Here is a 17,814-nt window from a genome sequence, read left to right on the forward strand (position 1 = left end):
CCCTTCAACTCCCCCGCCGCAGCCCCGTTTCGCGCGGTGTCAGAGACCACGATTTCGACCGCCCAGCGCGGCCGCCAGTAGCCAATTCGCCCATGTTTCGTCCCCCTTGAAGGAGAGCCATTGTGTCACGTGACATAAATAGCGAACTTTTCAGAAGCTATAGACAACTGGCGATTCGAATGGTATTCGCGCGCGGTACGCGCGTACCGCGCGTGTGCGCCCAAGCGCACACGCGCGCACGAACGACACGCCGATCCACTAGTGTGTTTCGGTTGTAGCGCAGCAGATTTGGTAACGATCCGGTACCGTCTCTGCCCATGACCGACCCGTACTCCGCATGGCGACCTCCTGCTACCGGTAAGACCATCGGCAGCGCTCACGTCAAAGGTGGAGGTACCACCAAGACCACGGCAGCGATCCTCACCGGGCACGCCTACATTGCACGAGGGGAGACCGTTGATGTCATCTCCTTCGACTACTTCCACTCAGCAGTCAGCTGGGCGGATAAGGCTCATGAAGGCCTAGGACTCGGTAAGGCCGCTCATCGACCATGGCCCAAGAACTACAATGTCGAGCCCGCGGACACAGACGATGACCTGTGGTCCCTGATTCACGGGAGCGCAGCTTCCAGGCGAATCATCGATGGGGGACCGGCCGACCCTGAGAGCTTCAAAAAGGTTGTACGACTGTCGGATACCGTCATTCTCCCCACCGAACCGAGCTACCTGACCATCGAACAAGTCACAGCAGCGTTCGAACTGGTGGGGGAGATCGAGGAGGAACAGAATCGACAGATCGATGCACGAGTCCTGCTCGTTCGCGTTAACCCTTCGTTAGCTCTCACGAAAGACGTTCGTGAGGCACTGACTACCGTCAATATCCCGGTGATGGAGTCGATGATCCGCCAGGACGGGAATATCGCCCGAGCGGCACACACTGTCCCTCTGCGATGCTTCGGCTACGAAAAGGTCGTCGAAGAACTCGAAGCTTCGTAAGGGCAACCAACACAACGACTTTCGTATTCAAGGGAGACACCAAGCATGGCTATCGACCCCAACAAGGTCGCAGCAGCAGTGGCTGCACCGTCCCAGCGTGGCCGAACTCGGGTGAACCGCGAGAAACTGCCCCAGCAGAGCGCTCAGCAGTCGTCGGTAGCGGTAGCTGAGGATGCGCCCGCTACCGCTGCGGCAGCTCCAAAAATCCACGATGCGAGCGTTGCAGAAGCCGCGCTTACAACAGCGACAGACACCAGTCCGACCGCGCCGACGCCGGACGCTTCAGTCGAAGATCCGGCGCCGCCTGTAGATGCTCGCCCGGCCCCTGGCCCTGAGCCGAAATCTGCAGCTGCCCAACCGTCTTCGCAGAAGTCGCAGACGAAGAGTGCACCGAGCCAGTCGGCCCCAGCGCCAAGTCCCGCCCGTGCGCGGTTGGCGCTCCGCACGGCCGAGCAGACGTTCCTCCCGCTGATCTCGCGCATTGCCAAACTTCGGCAATACGTGGACGAGTCAGGACTCGCGATCCAAGACGCCAAAGCGGTGGGAGTGACCGCCGAGCAACTCGAAGACACCTTGCGGGGGATCGCACGGAAGACCGACGTCAGGTACGGCGACATTCCCGAAACCGTCCGCGCGACGATCGCCGCCCCCGCAGAGGCCGGCGCGGCTGTCCCCGCACCGCGCGCGAGGCTCGCCCTTCGCACCGTCGAGCAGACGTTCCTCCCGCTGGTTTCCCGGTTCGCCAAGCTTCGCGCGTACGTCGACGAGGCCGTACTCGCAGTGGCAGATGCCAAGGCAGCGGGCGTGGACGGCGAGCACCTCGAGGACACCCTACGAAGCATCGCACGCAAGAACGGCACCAGCTACAACGACATTCCGGCGGCAGTGCGCGCCGCGATATCGGACGACTGACCGAACCTGGCACCTGCCTCGAACAGGACATATCATGCTGCGAACGAAACCGAACATCCTCCGCTCCGCCGCCGCCCCGGTGTCTGTGGAGCAACTCCAGCAGCAAGTGGACGCCGCACGAGGCATGCTCCCACTGCAGACAGATCCAGCGCTGCGAGAAGCATTGTCCCCCAAAGAACTCGCCGCGGAGCGGCGGTTGGCTGAGTGGACTCGCCGGAAGCGGAGGCGACAGGAGCGCCGGGCAGTCAGCGCGGAGTTGACCACGCAGAAGCGGAACCGGCGCGCCGCGGATGCGATCGCGCGCGCCGATCACGCCGATCAACGGTGGCATCGCAAGGCTCTCGCTGCGCGGCAGCGTGTGGTCTCCGCTGACGCCAACCTCGCCACCCTTTTCCGACGGTCCGAATGGTCGTCGCGAGCGCTGATTTCCGTCGTGGTGCTCGGGATGCTGTGGGCGGGAGTGAATGTCCAGCACAACCTTGTCCCAGACGGGGACATGACCAACCCGCTCTACTGGCTCAGCTATGGCTTCGAGGCGATGATCTCGATCCCGATCATCGTCATCATGGTTGTCGCCACCACCGCCGCGCGCCAAGGTCGCGAAATCGAACGAGGGCGAGTGCTCTTCTTCGAGCTCGCTCTCCTGAGCGCCACAATCGGGCTCAATGCCGGACCACGTCTGTTCGCCGGCGATCCGGGAAAGGCCGCAGAATTCGCTGTCGCGCCCATCATGGTCGGATCCATCATCTGGCTTCACGCCTGGGTCGCCAACCGCTACAGCGTGCTGATCGACGAGGCACTTGCTCACGCACCCGCACTTGGGCACACCGACTCGCACGAGCTCGCACCAGACCACGAACACCACGATGGAAATGCAACCCTCGCACTGGAAAACACTCAGACTCGCACTGCGAGCGCCGCACCGGCGGATGCGGACGCCGATGCGAAAACCACTCCCGCACCGTGTGAGGACAGGCCCGCACCGGCCGCCGAGGACGGTCGCACCATCGCAGCAGCGGGCATTGCATGCGCCAGTGCGAACACCGATGCAGACACTGCCCCCAACCAGCTGCACGCACACAGCGGAAGTGCGGACCCCGCGCGCATCGTGCCCGACCCCGACCATGCGGTGATGGAGTTCGGTCCGACAGACCTCGCAACAGCAGAGGCGATGGCGACGCGCGAACTGACCACCCTGCCTGTTGAGCAGATCGCCGCGATCCTGGCACTCGCCTCCGACAACTGGACTCCGGCGGCCATCGGCCAGCGCGTCGGCCTGTTCGGATCCCAGGTCCTGGCCGTACTAGAAGCCCACCGGACCATGGCACGGACTGCCGAGAGCCTCCCGGCCCCGTCCTCCGCGGAGCGCGCCGAAATGCGCGCCGCACCAGGTAGTGCGGCCGCCGGTGCGGGGGTCACCGGTCCCAGTGACGACGCAGGCCCCACCACGATCCTGACCCCCACAGCGGCCGCGTCTGATCCCGCACCAACTGCGCAGGAGGCGCGGACCGCGACGGCCCCAAGTGCGAGCACAGACCCGCACCACGCCGGGGCCGCCGATGGCGACGCTGACGCGGCCCAGCGCCACGACGATCAAGTGCGGGCGTCGTTCGCACCTCGCATCACCAGTGCGAATCAGGCGGACCTCGGTGCGAACGCAACTGCCGGATCCGGTGCAGTAGTGCGAGCGCTGCCCGTCCCTCGCACCGACGAAGGGCCCGACCAGTTCACGACCCTCGCAGAGCGCATCGTGGAACGAGGACTCGTCACACGGAAGTCTCCCGAACTGATCGCGACCGTCCTGCGAATGCTCGACGAAGGGTGCTCGCACAACGAAATCAACAAGGCCACCGCAACTCCCACCAGCGGGGGAGTTCACCACAAGACCATCAAGACCATCGCAGCAGCCGCCGAGACGGTCCGGGTGCCCGTCCGGGTAGTGCGCTGATTACCCGTGCCGCTCCGACGATCCCGGGAACCGGTAGGTTGTGGCGGACAACCGGTTCCGGTGGCTCGCCACGTATGATCAGCCACAGGGTAGCCACCCCATTCCCCCCCAGGTGGCTACTCAGGGGGCGGTCCAGTGGGGTCGCCGATACAGACCAGTGCCGCCGAGAACTTTCTCCCCCTTAGTCCCGGCGGCACTGGCATATCTGCAGAGGCGACATGCGATTTCAGGGTCTGGGAACTGCTTCGCAGGCAGCTTGAGAAGCTAAAGACCTAGAGACCGCTGCCGACCAGATCATCTATGCGGTGTTGGCGGGGCGGCGCATCCCGGCTCCCCGCTCCCGCCAACTCCTTGCACTATGCGACAGGTTGTTGCTGTCCTCGGGTCTGTTGGAAGTATGCGGCCAACATTTCGTTCTCTTCGAACCCGAGAACGATGGCAGCAACATCGGCCTCCGTAAACCACCCGAGGCGCTGACCTTCCGTCAGTGTGACGGAATCAAGATCGAGGTCCATCTGGGTCTTGAAGGTGTGCTCGAGAAGTCCCCAATGCCTCTCGCGAGTGCAGTGATGTTCGACGGTCGCGGGGTCCAACTCCACCCCGATTTCCTCGGAGATCTCACGGATTACATTTTCGAGCGGAGTTTCCCCCGGTTCCCGGTAGCCGCCGAGGAGGGCCCACATGCCAGGACAAGGAATGTCCGGCTTGTCGTCGCGCAAGAACAGCAAAATCTGGTCGGCGGAGTTGCGGATGATGATGTTCGAACCTTCAGCGGTGATCGCCATGCAACTTCTCCTCAATGGTGATGGATGAACGCCCGGCCGTGGAGAGGGGGTGGGGCGCGGCCAAAGTGGCGGCGCACCGGAATCCGAGGTCGAAAGCTTCGTACTCCGGTGTGCCACAAATACGTTCGCTTGTGCGGGTCTGCAATCGCATCATCTTCCAAGACCCGCCGCGGGCGACGCGGAAACCGAGGCGAGCGGCCGCGCCGAACCCATCGTCGTAGGTTCCGAATCCGTAGAGACGGTACTTACTCGACGTCCATTCGGTGACATTTCCTGCCATGTCGTGCACACCAAACGGAGATACGAATTCGGCGAACGATCCCACCGGCGTAGTGGCCGGCGCAGGCCCGTGGTAACGCCAATGACCGGCGTACCAGCGCTTCCAGTCGTCGAGGTCGCGCATCGCGAAGCCAGCCCAGTACTCAGCGCTGTTGGCCGCCGAGCGTGACCACATCGACCCCCACGGCCAAGCTCGCCAGCTCGGGCCGTGAGCCGCGTACTCCCACTCGTCCTCGGTCGGCAGACGCTTACCCGCCCACGTGGCGTAAGCCGTGGCGTCGTCGTGGGAGACGTGCACGACCGGATGGTTGGGACGATCGTCGACCGCACTCAGATCCGGATGCGGCCGTCGCCACGATATGCCGGGGATCGGTTCCCAATAGTCCGGCCCATAGACAAGGCCAGCGCCGAGTCGCTCCGCAGTGGTGACCCACCCAGTCTCGTCGGCGAACTCGGCGAACTGCGCATTGGTGACCGGATGCCGATCGATCCAGTACCCATCCAGCATCACTGTGTGCTGGGGAGCCTCATCCTCGAACCACTTCCGAGAGTAGTGCTGCAGTTCCTCGAGAAACGCTAAGTGCGTTTCCGGTGAGCCGATTTCGGCGCGCCCAGGCGGAATCCAGACCATGCCATCGGTCTTGTGGGACATACTCACCCGCCCATGAAGGCCGACAGTACACAGACCTCGTGATGCGGCTTGGTCAGCGGGATATCAATTCCGTCGGCGGACACGACACGCTCATCGTCGAGAGCCACCGTTGCGAACCGCGGGATTGTCCCATCAGCGGTGAGTACCCGTTCGGCGACGGCCGGATATTCGACGGTCAGCCACCGCAGCGCTTCACCGAGGGTGGCCACCTCGGGGCACCAGATGTTCGACATGTCCCTGCCGGTGAGGGTTGCCCAGTTCGCAGGCAGGATGAACCGGACCTGGCTCATGCTTTGGCCACCTCATACCCGTTGCGGTGCTCCCGCATCCATCCGATCGTGAGTGCGATGCCTTCGGCCAGCGAGACACGGGGGGCCCAATCCAGCAGCTCGCGGGCCCGGCTCAGGTCCGGGCATCGAGCCGGCGCCTCCTGCTCACGAGCCTCGGCGATATCGAGCTGCCCTGAGCCAGCCGCAGCGATGATCATCATCGCCAACTCTTTGACGCTCACCTCCTCTGTAGCGCCGATATTGACCGGGCCGAACTCCTGCGAGTCGAGCATGGCGGATATCGCGTCCACGGCGTCGGAGACGTACAGCAGGCTGCGGGTTTGAGCGCCGCCGTGCAGGGTCAAGGTTCGCCCCGCCAACGCGGCGGCACAGAAGGCCGGGACTGCCCGGCTGTCGCTATGCCACATGTGTGGCCCGTAGACATTGAACGGTCGAATCACGCCCACCAAGGCGCCCTCGCCGCGGTGATATGCGAATGCAGCAGCCTCGGTGAAGACCTTCGCCACTTGGTACGCCGAGCGCGGGCCTAGCGGGTCGACAGCGCCCAGACAGGTCTCGAGTTGAGGATGTATCGGGGTGTCGCCGTACACGTCGCTGGATGAGGCGAGCACTATCCGTGCACCATGAGCGGCCGCAGCTTCCAGCGCATTGAGTGTTCCAGCGGATCCGGCCCACAGGGTTTCTATCGGCCGCTGCTGATACATCGCAGGTGCGGCTGGGCACGCGAGATGCACGATCCCGCTCACTTCGTCTAGCCGGGCAAAGGCCCGGCGATCGGTGATGTCGGCGTCACGAAACGTGAATGCTGGATGCTGCTCGACCTCATCGAGGTTTGCTCTGTGGCCGGTGCTCAGATTGTCGATCACGGTTACGCGGTGGCCGTCGTCGAGCAGCCGGGCCGCGAGGTGACTGCCGATGAGGCCGGCGCCACCCGTAATCACGGTGTGCATGAACTTACTCCTGTTCCAATTGGCATATAGGACAAAGGCTTTCGGGGTTGTGTGCCTGGCCGCACAGCTGGAGGTTGGTTAGGCCGTGAGCGACCCTGCGCATAAGCTCGGCGTCCGTTTCGGTCCAAATCGGTCTGAAAGGGCCGGGAACCGGTCGCGCGACGCGTTGAGGCAACTCGTCCCCGTCGGTTGTGGTCACAGTGGGCATCACGTCTTCTCGAACAATCGATGACAGGGCAAAGGCCTCATGGTCGGAAGTACGGCGTCGTCCAGGCGGATCGACACATGTCGGTGCCAGCGCGCCATTTCCGCACGGAATGCACGGGCGGCCCCCGCATCGGCGCGAAAATGCAATGGCGGCAGTTCCGGGAACTCGATAACCAAATGCATCTGCACCGTTCGTCTCCCATCGGCCTCGAGGCCGGGATCAGTCCTCAACCCCAGCGGATACGTAGGCATGCGCTGCCAGATACGGCATGCAAAACGGCCCGTGGGAAGCGTGTGACCTCATGACGGCCGAGGCTGAGGCCAGACTGCTGAACCCATTGAGGTCCGCATCGCAGTCGCCGTGCGTCACATCCCGCTCCATGTCGATGGTTGGCACTCTGCCTCCTGATCGTGGTTTTCGACCCGTTCGGCGAAGCGGTATTTCCCTGGCCGAGCGGTGAATTCAGCTCACCACTGACCTGCTCGTGTCCGTAGGACTACGGTGGTGACAAAACGCGTATCCGTGATCTGTCACCACCTGGGATGATGAGAGATGACCCCGTCGACTGCACGATTGCCGAATATGAACGCGAACCGAATCGGACAAGCACTTCGCCGATTCCGCCTCGCCCAGCCGATGAGCCAACGGGAGCTGGCGGCGGTCCTGTTCTGCGATCGTTCCTACATCACGAGCGTCGAGAAAGGCCGCCGGTGGCCCGGCAATCGTGGCTGGGTCGAAGAAGCGGATCTGGCGTTGGATGCGGGAGGTGAACTGGTCGCTGCTTGGGACGCTGACCAGGCTGAGCGCGCAGCAGCGGCGGACACCATGCGACTGCTTGAAGATGCCCGCCGCGGGTCGGAGCAACTGCTGTTAGCTCCGGACGGTGCTTCACTCGATGAAATTGAGCAGCGAATCGTCGATATCGCGACCAAGGCAAGGCTTGAGTCCTACGACCTAACGCTGGAGCGAGCCCTCGGCTTGCGCGCTGAGCTCACTCGTCGGCTACAGGTGGGCGCATATAGTCCGAACGCGATTCGCGATCTCTACGTAGCACTGGGCCGTGTTTGTGGCGTGCTGGCGTATCTGACGCTCGACCTCGGTCAGGCTGATCATGCCAAGGTCCACGCCCAAGCAGCGTTTCAGCTCGGCGAGCGCGCCGGCCACGATCAGCTGCGCGCGTGGTCACGTGGCACACAGGCACTCGCCCACCGTTTCACGAAGGACTTCGAGCTGGCGGCCGCCGCAGCTGAGGACGGTCTGACCTATGTGGGTAAGTCGACTGGCACCACCGAACCGCGGCTCCTGTGCGGGCTCGCCGCGTCGGTCGCGAATCTCGGCCAAAGCGAGCGAGCGCTCGAATTGCTGAAACAGGCAGACCGCGCTCGGGCACAAGGCGCCAACAGCGACGAGATCGCGGGCCTATTCACTTTCACCCCGGCTAAACAGGTGTACTACCACGGGTTTTCGCTGATGTGGGCCGATGACCTGAAGACTTTGAATCGCTCCATTAAGGCGTCAGAGGAGGCTCTGCAGGCTTGGCGGGTCCAGCGGTCGCCAGGCGACGAGATGCTGACCACGATCTATTTGGCCATGGCCAATGCTCGTGTCGGCGATTTGGACGCCAGTCTGGCCGCTGTTTCGCCGGTGCTCGAACAGCCGATCGAGCACCATTTCAGTTGGGTCAGGAAGCGCCTAAACCAGTTGGATGGGCTTCTAGCACAACATTTTCCAGGATCACGAGAGGCAGAAGAAGAACGTCAAACGCTGCGCGCGTACGTCCATGCAGCCTGATCTCCAGGTGGTGAGCCGCCCGTCCGGCGAATCGATCGCCGAGCTGGGTCACCCAGCCAGCGCCAGCGACGGCATCGGGCCCGGCGCGCTCCACTCCAAAAGGCGTGCCCCCGATTCGCGGTAATGCCGCAACTTCTCCAGCTTCCTGCGGCGATATTCGGCATCGTCTTCCCGACCCCAGACCTCCATGAACGATTGCGGCTGGTCGAGGAAGACATAGTCCGGGAAGACCGCATCGCCGTCGTAGCGGCAGGGCTTGAGGAAGGCCCGGCCCGCACGGACCAAGGCGTCGGTGGCGAGCACCTCATACGATGAATCGGCCGGTATCCACTGTTGATTGGTCAACATGATCGCGGCGTCGACCGCCACGGCGTAACCCGTGCGGGAACGCTCGACGTAGGCGAGCAGAACTCGGCGGCCGCCGGCCTCGGTTGCCGCTCTCGACACCGCATGTCGATAGGAGCGGGTCAGCCTCTCGTGCAGTGTTTTTCGGACCATCACCTGCCGCGCTCGCTGGTCAACGAGCTCATATCGGTACCCGAACTCTGCTTCGTGGCGATGCGCGAGCTCGCCGACGACGAAGCCTCGCCGCAACGCGGAGCGTCCATCGAGGTTGCTGAGAAATCTATCGAAGGCCGGAAGGCTGCCACGGCTCCATGGTGGTACGACGTACAGGACGTCGGAACCCGGCTGGGAATTGATCGTGCATATCTCGGCCTGACTGCGCAGCGCCTGGACCACGTCGGCCCACGATCGGTCGCGCACGGTCGGATGCCAGGTAGTGAGCCTGGATTCTTCCCACAGCCAGTGCAAAATGCCTAGCAGGCCGATCCGGGAGCGCCCGATTCCCGGGTACACCGAGCGTTCGACCGGCTCACGCGACAGCGCATCCGATCGCGTGCTCGCAGCGAGCGGGCCCGCAAAACTGATCGCCACGCCGCCGTCATCGCCTTCACGGATCGCTGCTCCGGTGTATGGCTTCTGGCCGCTCAGCTCGCCGTCGACCTTGAAGAACGCGCACATCGGATTATGCCGAGGGCCGCCGTGGGGCCAGACAGCGAGCGAGTAGTGGCCGGACCGGCAGCGCGTCACCAACGGCAACGCAGGAGTCCGGCACAGGCACTCGGCGTCCTTGTCGGCCCAGGCCCGGGACAAGAGGCCGGAGAAACGATCAGGCTCAGCCCGCAGCTCTGCATAGGGCAGCCGGCGGCCAGCCAGCCGCACCCAGGTCTGAAAACTCATTGCGCCTCCCCGAACCCGAAAACCCCACGCGTGCAGGACATTCGACTCCACGATAGCGATCCGAACGGACAATCTCGAGTGCCTTAGTCAGAGTCGTCAGGTATCCGGATGGCAGATTGGTTTATCCACTGCCGGATCGGCACCCGCAGCATCCGGTTGCGGCTCTGCAGGACGATCTCCACCTCACCCATCCAGAGGCCGCCCAAATTGGTCCGCAACCACCGGTGCAGGAGAGCCGGAACCCACCGTTCGCTCAGCATCGGATCCACCGCGCCCGACAGCACCCCCAACGCTGTCTCGCCAGGGGCGGGCCATCGACGAGGCAACACGAATACGGCCCGCGGATCCACCAACACCGGACGCGGAGCTGGCAACCACCGCATCATCTGCGGCTCCCGATCCTTCTCCACTTCGATCACCCGGTGTGCGCTAGACGCAAGAGACCCGCCGGCGTAGGCGCGGGAATCCACCGGCTACGTCCGTCCTTGCTGGCCGCCAACACCAATCGCCCGCTCCGTGCGTACTGACCGGAGGTGACATCGACGTCCATTTCGATCCGACTGAGCCGCCCCAGGCCCCGGCCGATCCCGCCGACGCCTCGCAGGCGGCAGCCGATCGTTAGGTGCGGCTGACGGACCCACGAGCCCTCCGTGACCACCAATAGACCTCGGTTGCCGCGTACCCGGGCACGCAGCGTCTCCACCTGAGTCGGTGTCAGTCGCAGGCCGGGGATCGCCAGCACCACCACCGGCACGCCGTCGACCAGCACCGACACAATCTCGGCCGGATCGGCTCCGGCCGCGTCGACCAGCGCCACCCGCTCGAGCGTCCCGCCCATCTCCCATATGTCGATCAAGCTCGGGCGCCGCCGGTCGAACTGCTCGCCGACGATGGCTGTTTGGTGCCCGGAGCTAGTAGCGGCCGCCAGGATCGCGGAGGTAATCGCGCCCCGCGGGCATGCCACGACGGTGCCTAGCATCAGGCCGCCAGAGGGAAGTAGCTCGCCGAGCGGACCTGGAATCGGCAGAAGGTCGTGTGCGGCGACCGTCGCCGGGGCGTCGGCCCCGACCTTCCCCGGGATAGCGGCCATCCGCCGTCGTAGCTCGTCCAGGCGCCGTCCCATCGGCATCGCCGCCAGCGCCGGATCGAGCCGCGCACCCGCACTGCGTCCCGGATTCGACTCGAACATGTGTTCTACTATGGCACGGTTCCCGCTGGTAGGGTGCACCCCGCCCCCAACTCTCCGTCCGACAGCGCACTGTCGGCTATCGCCGTGAAGCGGGAGCCCGGCGGCCGCGAGGGGAGGCCGGGCAGCCGACCGGACAGGGGACAGGATGTCAGCGCAGTTCTCTTGTTGTGCGCCTATGGATTCCGCCCGGCGCCCCGCTCACCCCATCTCCGTGCAGGGCCCAACACCACGATGACCCCGACGGCCGGTCACCGCCAGGCCTAGGCGTGTCGGCGTGGCGCGCCGAGCCTGGCACTGCACCGTCCGTCGGGGCCCGCGAAGTCGTGACCAACCCGGATCCGGGACCAATCAGGGCCACCGGCTCAGCAATCCCCAGGAGCACACCATGACCAGCGTCGCTGTCGAAATCACCGGCCACCTCGCCGAAACCCCCGACCTCCGCGTCACGAACAACGGAGTCCCCGTCACCTCGTTCACGGTGATGGCCAATGCACGCCGATACGACGAAGACCGGCGGGAATGGGTTGACGCCCACACCACCGCGATCCGCGTCACCGCATGGAACACCCTCGCCGTCCACGCCGTCGACTCCCTGACCCGAGGCGCCCTGGTCACCGTTTCTGGCGGACGTCTGACGGCCGACGCATGGACCGATCGTGAGGGCACCGCCCGCGCGACGCTCGAGTTGCGGGCCGACAGTATCCGCGTCGACCTCGGCACCCAAACCGTCGCGATCACCCGCGCCCCGCGCATCCCCGCGGCCTGACCCACCGGGCCAGGCGCGCCCACCGCGCCTGGCCCGGCCTGCGGCCGGGAACGACTTCTCACGCGGGATGCGAACGGATCAGCCGAGCGTGCTGCGCCGAATCAGTGTGCCGCCCAGACCATTTCGACTCGGATCTGACCGGACGATCACAATGAGAACCGAGACGGTGACCGCAGTCAGCCACACCACCGGCGCCCGAGCGACCGAGGGATGGTCGAGCAACGCCGCAACGATCGATGACGCCGAGGTGACCCGAGCAGCTACCGCCGCCGGATACATGAAACGCCGTGCAAGCGTTCGTGTCGGCGCGATGATGTAGAGCCCGGCGACCACAGCCAGCGGCAGCAGGCCCCACCACATCTCGTCGGGAGCTCCAAGGGTGAGCGCGGCCGCCGTCGCCGATCGCCCCACATCGATCAGGGCATCAGTGAGCCGCCCCAGCCCCAGGAGGGCATCGGCGCCGACGAACCCGTGCCAGCCCAACACCGAGACCCACATTCCGACCCGGATCCACCATCGCCCGACGGCCACCGCGTGGGCCCGCTGGACCGGCCAGCGGCCGACGAGCAGACCACGCCTGCGACCCGTGCGAAGGGCACCGCTCGTGTCGCCGGCGGGCCGAGGGGGCCGGGTATGGCGTAGGCCAGGATGCGCGGCGATCAACTCCTCGACGTCGTCGAAGTGCGCGACGTCAGGTAGGTGGCCGCGGATGCGGGCGACCAGCTCGGCGCCGAGAATCGTGCTGTCGGCCCACAACGCCACGATCCGCGCCGCTTCCGCCCGATATCCGCGCTCACCCTCGAGGACCGTGCCCTCAAGCGCGATCACCGCGACTATCGCGTGCGCTTGGCGGTATTCGGTGCGCAACGTCTGCAGGTCCCCGAAACCGTATATGCCGCAGCCGCATTGCTCAGAAGGTGGCCGATGTGGATCGGAGGTCGGCTCGACGCATTCGGCCACGCACACGCCGCCGTCCCACGCGCTGTTCCCACGCGCCGCGGTGTAGGTAGTGACCGGGAGCAGCCTCCCGGACGCCGATTCCACCCGAAAGGTCCGCAGCGCGTAGAGACCTACGACCGGCTCGGTCATCGCGATGGTTCCGGCTCAGGCCGGATCGGCTCAGGCTCAGCCGGCGACCGATCCGGCTCGGCAGGCACAGGAAGTACCGGCCGCGTGGCTGGAACCACTTCGATGCGGCGGCGGATCGGCCCGATGTCGCCCATCACTCGTCATCCCGTCGCAGCGCATGCCGCAATGGGAAGGACGCCAGAACTCCCAAGACCAAAAGGACACCCACGATGCCAGATCCGATCAGTGCCACGTTGCGAGAGGTGTGGTCAGGCTCCGGCGCTGATTGCGGCACCGGCAGCGCCCGCGCCGCGGGCGCGAGTGCGGTCGGTTTCTTCTCCAATGCCAGGTCCGGTGGCACCTCATGGGTCAGCGCGGCCATCGGATCGATACTGCCGAACCCCACCCATTCATTCCACCCCTCAGGCGGTCTGTGTGCGGTCGCCTCGATCCGCTTGATGACCTCCGTCGCGCTCAGCTGTGGATACCGTGACCGCACGAGCGCGGCCAGCCCAGCGACGTACGGAGCGGCGAATGACGTACCTGCCAATGCGTTTCGCTGGCCGTTGGGCGGCTGAGTGGCGTTGATCAATCCCGCCGAGTGCGGATCCAGAGACACGATCTCCTCACCCGGCGCGGCCACTCCCACCCACGGCCCGGGGACCGTGAACTTCGACGGCTGTCCGTTCAAATCCGTTGCGCCGACAGCCAGAACGTAGGAGTCGTACCAGGCCGGGGTCACGGCCGTACGCAGGCCGTCCCACGGATCTGCGGCTGGATGCAGCGGGTCGATATCCGCGTTCCCCGCTTTACAGGCCGGGTTGTCGTTGTTTCCAGCGGACGCCACGATCACCACGTCCCGTACCTGCACCGCGTACTGGACCGCAGCACCCAGCGCCAAATCGGCTACGGTGCCGCCCGGCCCGCACGCCACCTCGGAAATGTTGATGACGGTAGCTCCGCTGTCAGCTGCTGTGCGCACAGCCTGAGCCAACGTGGTCGTTGTGCCGACACCGCCGCCGTTCTTCGGGTCGTTGGGATTGGGCTGAGTTCCCTTGGGGCGGTAGATCTCAGAGCTCTGGCGGATCGAGATGATCCGCGCGTCCGGTGCCATCCCGGCGAAGCCGTCCGACGGCGAGGGTTGCGCGCCGATCAATCCGGCCACGACCGTGCCGTGCGAATCGCAGTCCTCGGTGCCATCGGATGTCGCGACGTAGTCACCGCCGCCGATCAGCTGAGGTAGCCGTGGATGCCGGGCGACGCCGGTGTCGATCACCGCGACCGTCTGGCCGGCGCCCCGACTCCACCGCCACGCGGCCTCAACATCGAGGAACGCCTGTGCGGGCGGATGAGCGGGCGACGGCACCGTGAACGTGTTGATGCACGCGTTGGCAGGCTCGACTGGGAACGGGGGCGCCGGAGCGGCCGCCGCGGGCAGTTGCCCCGGATCGATCGCGGGTGGACCGGACGCACCTGCCGCCGGTGCGCCGATCAGAGCTGACAGCGCAGCCATTCCGATCGCCGCCGAAACCCCCGTAACACGCCATGTGGCTCTCTGCACTGAATGTGCGGGGCCCACCCCCGCCTTGCTTCCACGCACCGCGTCAGTATCCCATCACCACAGTGGCGAGACTCCCGCAGCAACAAGGACCCGTTAGCAAACTCTTCGCAACCGCAATGCGTGGTCGCTGGAGCTTATTTTCGCAGGTAGAACATAACGTCATGTTGCGGGCGAATTTTGTGCTGTAACAACAATCCGTTATTTCGCACAGCAAGAAATGTCGAATAAACGGCGAGTCCGCCGAGAATCGTGACTCTCGGCGGACTCGAAAACTGTTCTAATTCGACCCTCTGATTCCCGCTACGGGGACCACGGTGCATCCGGAACTTGCGACCCGCCGGGATCAGTTGCAATTCCCGGAAGAACACTCCTCGACCGTGGCCGAGGAGTCGTCGTAGTCGGTACAGCGGAGCTGACGGTGGGCACCAGCACATGCGGTACCCAGGGCTGTGTGCGGCCGCCGTCGCCTGGTGGCGGAGGGGTCGGTTTACCGCCGCCGGTTGGCTGCACGGTGGGACCGGGCCCGCTATGCCCGGGGTCGGTCTTGCCGGAGTCCGAGCTGCCGTTTCTGTCCGGCGTCACTGTCGGGAGATTCCCGATCTCGGGGCCGGGGTCGAGCTCCGGGGCCGCCGCACCGGACGCGATGCTCAGCCCCCCGGAGACGACGACAGCCGCGGTGGCCGCGACAAGGCCCGCGCGGCGCAGATACTTGCTGGGGTGACGTCTGCTCATGGTGCTATCTCCGCAGCTCAGATGGGGAAAGTGTCGCCATAGACAACCGTGCCGTCCTTGACCTCTTTGGTATCGATCCCGACACTCGCGTACGCCCGCACCTGCAGCGGCCCCAGGCAGCCGTCCATGCTCATGTGGGCTTCACGCACCTGCACGACCGTCTTAGTCTTCTCGGCGTTCTTCGAGCTCACCGGCACGGTCTGAATCTGGCCGGGCGAGATCGAGGCGTTCACCGACGGCTGCACGAACGCCCCCACGCCGGCGCGGACACCCGGGTCGATCGGGCCCACATTGAAACCGATGTTAGGGCCGACATTGAGCTGGATGCCGGGGTTCACGCTGTTCAGCGTGGCAAAGCAGCCCATCACGTACCCGACCGAGACCTGCGCGCCCTTCAACGGCGTGTCCCCCTTGCCCGAGATCTCCACCACGGCGCGCAGCGAGCCGTACCCCTCGCGACTGGTCCCCGTCATGTTGGTGGTCGGAACCTTGTTCCACGACTCATCCTCGAGCCGGATCTTGACGTTCCAGCCGTCCTCGGTGGTGATGGTCCGCTCGTGCGGCGCCAACGTGATGACCTCCGCCTGTGCCACGCTCGGCAGGCCGACACACGCCGCCGCTGCCAGCGCAGCGCCAGTCATCACCGTTTTCACGTGCTTCATGGATCCCCTTCGAAAGTCTGTCCACACCACTCGGCAGCATGGAACCGCAACTGCTAAATCCCCCGACAAATAAGCACAGAAACGACTTGCATGCCGGTATGAACCGCAGTCTAACCGGGCCGTCCAAATGCCACTTTCCAAGGGATCGATAACTTGGGACGCACCACGAACGAGCCGAGTTCCAGCCTATTGGCTAGTTCACAATCATTGTTCCGCGCTACGCCATCTGCTAACGTCCGGTAATTACAGAGACCGCCGGGGGGAAATGCTCGGGTTTCCACTCCACGTAATCCACAGCAACCACCACTGGTGGCCGCTGGAGATACGGCGCGCGCACCGGCGCCGCCGCGACACGAAGGAGCACCGATGACACTGAAAAAGGCCGTAGCAGCAGCTACTTTCGGCCTGGCGATCGCCGCGCTCGGCGCCGGCGCGGCCAACGCCGCGCTCGGCGCCGGTAGCGGATTGCATACCGGATGTGGTGACGATCCGATGGCGGGCTGCTCGGTTCCGGCGCCGCCGGACAACTCGGGCAACTGGACTTGGGATCGAAACAACGATCAGTGGCGGTCGACTCCCGTCCAGCCCGGCGTGACGAACCCGACTGTAGACCCGCAGGGCAGTATCCCCTTCCCCAACAACTGATTTCGACTCCCGGGCGGGACAGTCAACACCCCTGCATCTTGTCCTTGCCCGGGCCCCGGCAGCAGGGCGCGTATCCATGCGCCGCCGGCGCGCACACCGGCGCCGCCGCGACACGAAGGAGCACCGATGACACTGAAAAAGGCCGTAGCAGCAGCTACTTTCGGCCTGGCGATCGCCGCGCTCGGCGCCGGCGCGGCCAACGCCGCAGTCACTGCGGGCGGGGTCCACACCGGCGTGGACCCGGAAACCGGAGCCTGGGACGGCTACGGGGAGCGGCCGCCGTACCTGGAAGGACATTCGATCCCGGCCCCCCCGATCCAGCCTGGTGTCACAACCCCGTACGACCCCAACAACGTCGACTCCAGCGGGCAGCTGCCGAACGGCGGGGAAGGCTACTGAGCGATCCTCAGGGCAGCATCGGCAACAACTGAACGGACATCTGGCCCGATCATCAGCTCCCGGATCTAGCTCGAGCCGGTGGAAGGGCACGAAGGGCGCGCATCAGAAGATGCGCGCCCTTCGTCTACTGTCAGGCATTCTGACGGGGGACCTACTCGGCTGAGGCCATTTGGCGGTCACCGTGGCAAGTCGTCCGGCCTAACGTCTCGCGGCGACACCGAGATCGCGAGGTTGGCCAGCTGGACTGCCATGATCACGCTGGCGGTCAGCATGTAGGCAGTATGACCTGAGCTCCACATCAGCGCGGCGATCCCTCCAGTGACGAGAGTTCCACAGAGTCCAACGGCGATGGATCGGGCGAGCTCATCGGCACGGATACTGAGCCAGGACCGTCAGAAACGCTCAGGCCGGTACGCGCCGCCCGCCTTCGTCGGGCAAGGGTCGCCGAGGCGATACGGCAGATCACCTGCGGTGTGGAGTCGGTCGATCTCCTGGGCTGGCAGCGGGCGGTCGTCCACGGCGCGGAACCGCCACTTTCGCCCGTCGTTTTCCCAGCCGCCGGTGTCGATCGCGTAGACCCGGCGGACCTCGCCGTCGACGGCGATCACGGCATGTGCGGCCACCGCGCGCACCTCGGCGCCGATCGGCCACCATCCGCGATCCGCGTCGTACTGCCCGGATCCGCCGACCTCGCCAACTCGTGGCCGCGAATCATCTTCCGGCGCACGGTGACTACGGTC

At 65.1% G+C, this 17,814-nt stretch carries 18 protein-coding genes; 7 read left to right on the plus strand and 11 right to left on the minus strand.

The features are described 5' to 3' along the window. Window positions 1–317: 317 nt before the first annotated feature. The 3 genes from NA3_RS31990 (at window position 318) to NA3_RS32000 (ending at window position 3,855) form a co-directional block, all read left to right on the plus strand. Complete coding sequence (locus NA3_RS31990; RefSeq protein ID WP_062968099.1) at window positions 318–995, plus strand: hypothetical protein; 678 nt, start codon at window positions 318–320, stop codon at window positions 993–995. Between the two features lie 432 nt (window positions 996–1,427). Further along, a complete protein-coding gene (locus NA3_RS31995) occupies window positions 1,428–1,907 on the plus strand; it encodes a LysM peptidoglycan-binding domain-containing protein (RefSeq protein ID WP_062968100.1) in 480 nt (159 codons plus the stop codon). Window positions 1,908–2,163: 256 nt separating this feature from the next. Next, the gene (locus NA3_RS32000) at window positions 2,164–3,855 is read left to right on the plus strand and encodes a hypothetical protein (protein WP_062968102.1); all 1,692 of its coding nucleotides are present in this window, start codon (window positions 2,164–2,166) and stop codon (window positions 3,853–3,855) included. Between the two features lie 356 nt (window positions 3,856–4,211). Here the strand turns inward: NA3_RS32000 and NA3_RS32005 are convergent, their stop codons facing one another. The 5 genes from NA3_RS32005 to NA3_RS37280 form a co-directional block, all read right to left on the minus strand. After that, window positions 4,212–4,640 carry an NUDIX hydrolase gene (locus tag NA3_RS32005; RefSeq protein WP_040724004.1) on the minus strand — a complete coding sequence of 143 codons (429 nt, stop codon included), beginning with the start codon at window positions 4,638–4,640 and terminating at the stop codon, window positions 4,212–4,214. Next, window positions 4,624–5,571, minus strand: a complete 948-nt coding sequence (locus NA3_RS32010; RefSeq protein ID WP_063917843.1) for a formylglycine-generating enzyme family protein — start codon at window positions 5,569–5,571, stop codon at window positions 4,624–4,626. Before NA3_RS32010 ends, NA3_RS32005 begins: the two co-directional genes overlap by 17 nt. A gap of 2 nt (window positions 5,572–5,573) precedes the next feature. Continuing rightward, complete coding sequence (locus NA3_RS32015) at window positions 5,574–5,861, minus strand: ubiquitin family protein (protein ID WP_040724005.1); 288 nt, start codon at window positions 5,859–5,861, stop codon at window positions 5,574–5,576. Then, on the minus strand, window positions 5,858–6,811 hold the full coding sequence (locus tag NA3_RS32020) for an NAD-dependent epimerase/dehydratase family protein (RefSeq protein ID WP_062968104.1): 954 nt from the start codon (window positions 6,809–6,811) through the stop codon (window positions 5,858–5,860). Before NA3_RS32020 ends, NA3_RS32015 begins: the two co-directional genes overlap by 4 nt. A gap of 207 nt (window positions 6,812–7,018) precedes the next feature. After that, window positions 7,019–7,207 carry a hypothetical protein gene (locus NA3_RS37280; RefSeq protein ID WP_128145847.1) on the minus strand — a complete coding sequence of 63 codons (189 nt, stop codon included), beginning with the start codon at window positions 7,205–7,207 and terminating at the stop codon, window positions 7,019–7,021. A gap of 394 nt (window positions 7,208–7,601) precedes the next feature. On the opposite strand from NA3_RS37280, the gene NA3_RS32025 reads away from it, so the two are divergent. Beyond that, complete coding sequence (locus NA3_RS32025) at window positions 7,602–8,810, plus strand: helix-turn-helix transcriptional regulator (protein ID WP_167355070.1); 1,209 nt, start codon at window positions 7,602–7,604, stop codon at window positions 8,808–8,810. 48 nt (window positions 8,811–8,858) lie between these two features. Here NA3_RS32025 and NA3_RS32030 read toward each other — a convergent pair whose 3' ends face one another. Both NA3_RS32030 and imuA' read right to left on the minus strand, forming a co-directional pair. Beyond that, a complete protein-coding gene (locus NA3_RS32030) occupies window positions 8,859–10,052 on the minus strand; it encodes a DUF1173 family protein (protein ID WP_063917844.1) in 1,194 nt (397 codons plus the stop codon). Between the two features lie 415 nt (window positions 10,053–10,467). Beyond that, window positions 10,468–11,241, minus strand: coding sequence for a DnaE2-dependent mutagenesis accessory factor ImuA' (gene imuA', locus NA3_RS32040; RefSeq protein ID WP_128145844.1), 774 nt, complete (start codon window positions 11,239–11,241; stop codon window positions 10,468–10,470). 385 nt (window positions 11,242–11,626) lie between these two features. Between imuA' and NA3_RS32045 the strand changes: the two genes are divergently transcribed. Further along, complete coding sequence (locus tag NA3_RS32045) at window positions 11,627–12,007, plus strand: single-stranded DNA-binding protein (protein ID WP_062968112.1); 381 nt, start codon at window positions 11,627–11,629, stop codon at window positions 12,005–12,007. A gap of 78 nt (window positions 12,008–12,085) precedes the next feature. On the opposite strand, the gene NA3_RS32050 is transcribed toward NA3_RS32045, so the two are convergent. The 3 genes from NA3_RS32050 to NA3_RS32060 all read right to left on the minus strand — a co-directional run bounded on the left by NA3_RS32050 (window position 12,086) and on the right by NA3_RS32060 (window position 16,030). Then, complete coding sequence (locus tag NA3_RS32050) at window positions 12,086–13,096, minus strand: hypothetical protein (protein ID WP_062968114.1); 1,011 nt, start codon at window positions 13,094–13,096, stop codon at window positions 12,086–12,088. A gap of 133 nt (window positions 13,097–13,229) precedes the next feature. Then, window positions 13,230–14,588, minus strand: a complete 1,359-nt coding sequence (gene mycP, locus NA3_RS32055) for a type VII secretion-associated serine protease mycosin (RefSeq protein WP_062968116.1) — start codon at window positions 14,586–14,588, stop codon at window positions 13,230–13,232. 797 nt (window positions 14,589–15,385) lie between these two features. Next, window positions 15,386–16,030, minus strand: a complete 645-nt coding sequence (locus NA3_RS32060; protein ID WP_062968118.1) for an MspA family porin — start codon at window positions 16,028–16,030, stop codon at window positions 15,386–15,388. Window positions 16,031–16,396: 366 nt separating this feature from the next. On the opposite strand from NA3_RS32060, the gene NA3_RS32065 reads away from it, so the two are divergent. Together NA3_RS32065 and NA3_RS32070 are read left to right on the plus strand one after the other, a co-directional pair. Further along, window positions 16,397–16,675: a hypothetical protein gene (locus tag NA3_RS32065; protein ID WP_062968121.1), complete on the plus strand. Its 279-nt coding sequence runs from the start codon at window positions 16,397–16,399 to the stop codon at window positions 16,673–16,675. 126 nt (window positions 16,676–16,801) lie between these two features. Continuing rightward, window positions 16,802–17,074: a hypothetical protein gene (locus tag NA3_RS32070; protein ID WP_062968123.1), complete on the plus strand. Its 273-nt coding sequence runs from the start codon at window positions 16,802–16,804 to the stop codon at window positions 17,072–17,074. A gap of 392 nt (window positions 17,075–17,466) precedes the next feature. On the opposite strand, the gene NA3_RS37285 is transcribed toward NA3_RS32070, so the two are convergent. Further along, window positions 17,467–17,697: a hypothetical protein gene (locus tag NA3_RS37285; protein ID WP_128145843.1), complete on the minus strand. Its 231-nt coding sequence runs from the start codon at window positions 17,695–17,697 to the stop codon at window positions 17,467–17,469. Between the last annotated feature and the right edge of the window lie 117 nt (window positions 17,698–17,814).

This window comes from Nocardia africana NBRC 100379, from assembly GCF_001612635.1.
In the GTDB taxonomy this organism is placed as follows: domain Bacteria; phylum Actinomycetota; class Actinomycetes; order Mycobacteriales; family Mycobacteriaceae; genus Nocardia; species Nocardia africana.

What these genes read in the sequence shown, in the direction of transcription:
- NA3_RS31990 (WP_062968099.1), top strand. Translation starts at nt 318, where the DNA reads ATGACCGACCCGTACTCCGCATGGCGACCTCCTGCTACCGGTAAGACC.
- NA3_RS32005 (WP_040724004.1), bottom strand. Translation starts at nt 4,640, where the DNA reads ATGGCGATCACCGCTGAAGGTTCGAACATCATCATCCGCAACTCCGCC.
- NA3_RS32010 (WP_063917843.1), bottom strand. Translation starts at nt 5,571, where the DNA reads ATGTCCCACAAGACCGATGGCATGGTCTGGATTCCGCCTGGGCGCGCC.
- NA3_RS32015 (WP_040724005.1), bottom strand. Translation starts at nt 5,861, where the DNA reads ATGAGCCAGGTCCGGTTCATCCTGCCTGCGAACTGGGCAACCCTCACC.
- NA3_RS32020 (WP_062968104.1), bottom strand. Translation starts at nt 6,811, where the DNA reads ATGCACACCGTGATTACGGGTGGCGCCGGCCTCATCGGCAGTCACCTC.
- NA3_RS32025 (WP_167355070.1), top strand. Translation starts at nt 7,602, where the DNA reads ATGAACGCGAACCGAATCGGACAAGCACTTCGCCGATTCCGCCTCGCC.
- NA3_RS32030 (WP_063917844.1), bottom strand. Translation starts at nt 10,052, where the DNA reads ATGAGTTTTCAGACCTGGGTGCGGCTGGCTGGCCGCCGGCTGCCCTAT.
- imuA' (WP_128145844.1), bottom strand. Translation starts at nt 11,241, where the DNA reads ATGTTCGAGTCGAATCCGGGACGCAGTGCGGGTGCGCGGCTCGATCCG.
- NA3_RS32045 (WP_062968112.1), top strand. Translation starts at nt 11,627, where the DNA reads ATGACCAGCGTCGCTGTCGAAATCACCGGCCACCTCGCCGAAACCCCC.
- NA3_RS32050 (WP_062968114.1), bottom strand. Translation starts at nt 13,096, where the DNA reads ATGACCGAGCCGGTCGTAGGTCTCTACGCGCTGCGGACCTTTCGGGTG.
- mycP (WP_062968116.1), bottom strand. Translation starts at nt 14,588, where the DNA reads ATGGCTGCGCTGTCAGCTCTGATCGGCGCACCGGCGGCAGGTGCGTCC.
- NA3_RS32060 (WP_062968118.1), bottom strand. Translation starts at nt 16,030, where the DNA reads ATGAAGCACGTGAAAACGGTGATGACTGGCGCTGCGCTGGCAGCGGCG.
- NA3_RS32065 (WP_062968121.1), top strand. Translation starts at nt 16,397, where the DNA reads ATGACACTGAAAAAGGCCGTAGCAGCAGCTACTTTCGGCCTGGCGATC.
- NA3_RS32070 (WP_062968123.1), top strand. Translation starts at nt 16,802, where the DNA reads ATGACACTGAAAAAGGCCGTAGCAGCAGCTACTTTCGGCCTGGCGATC.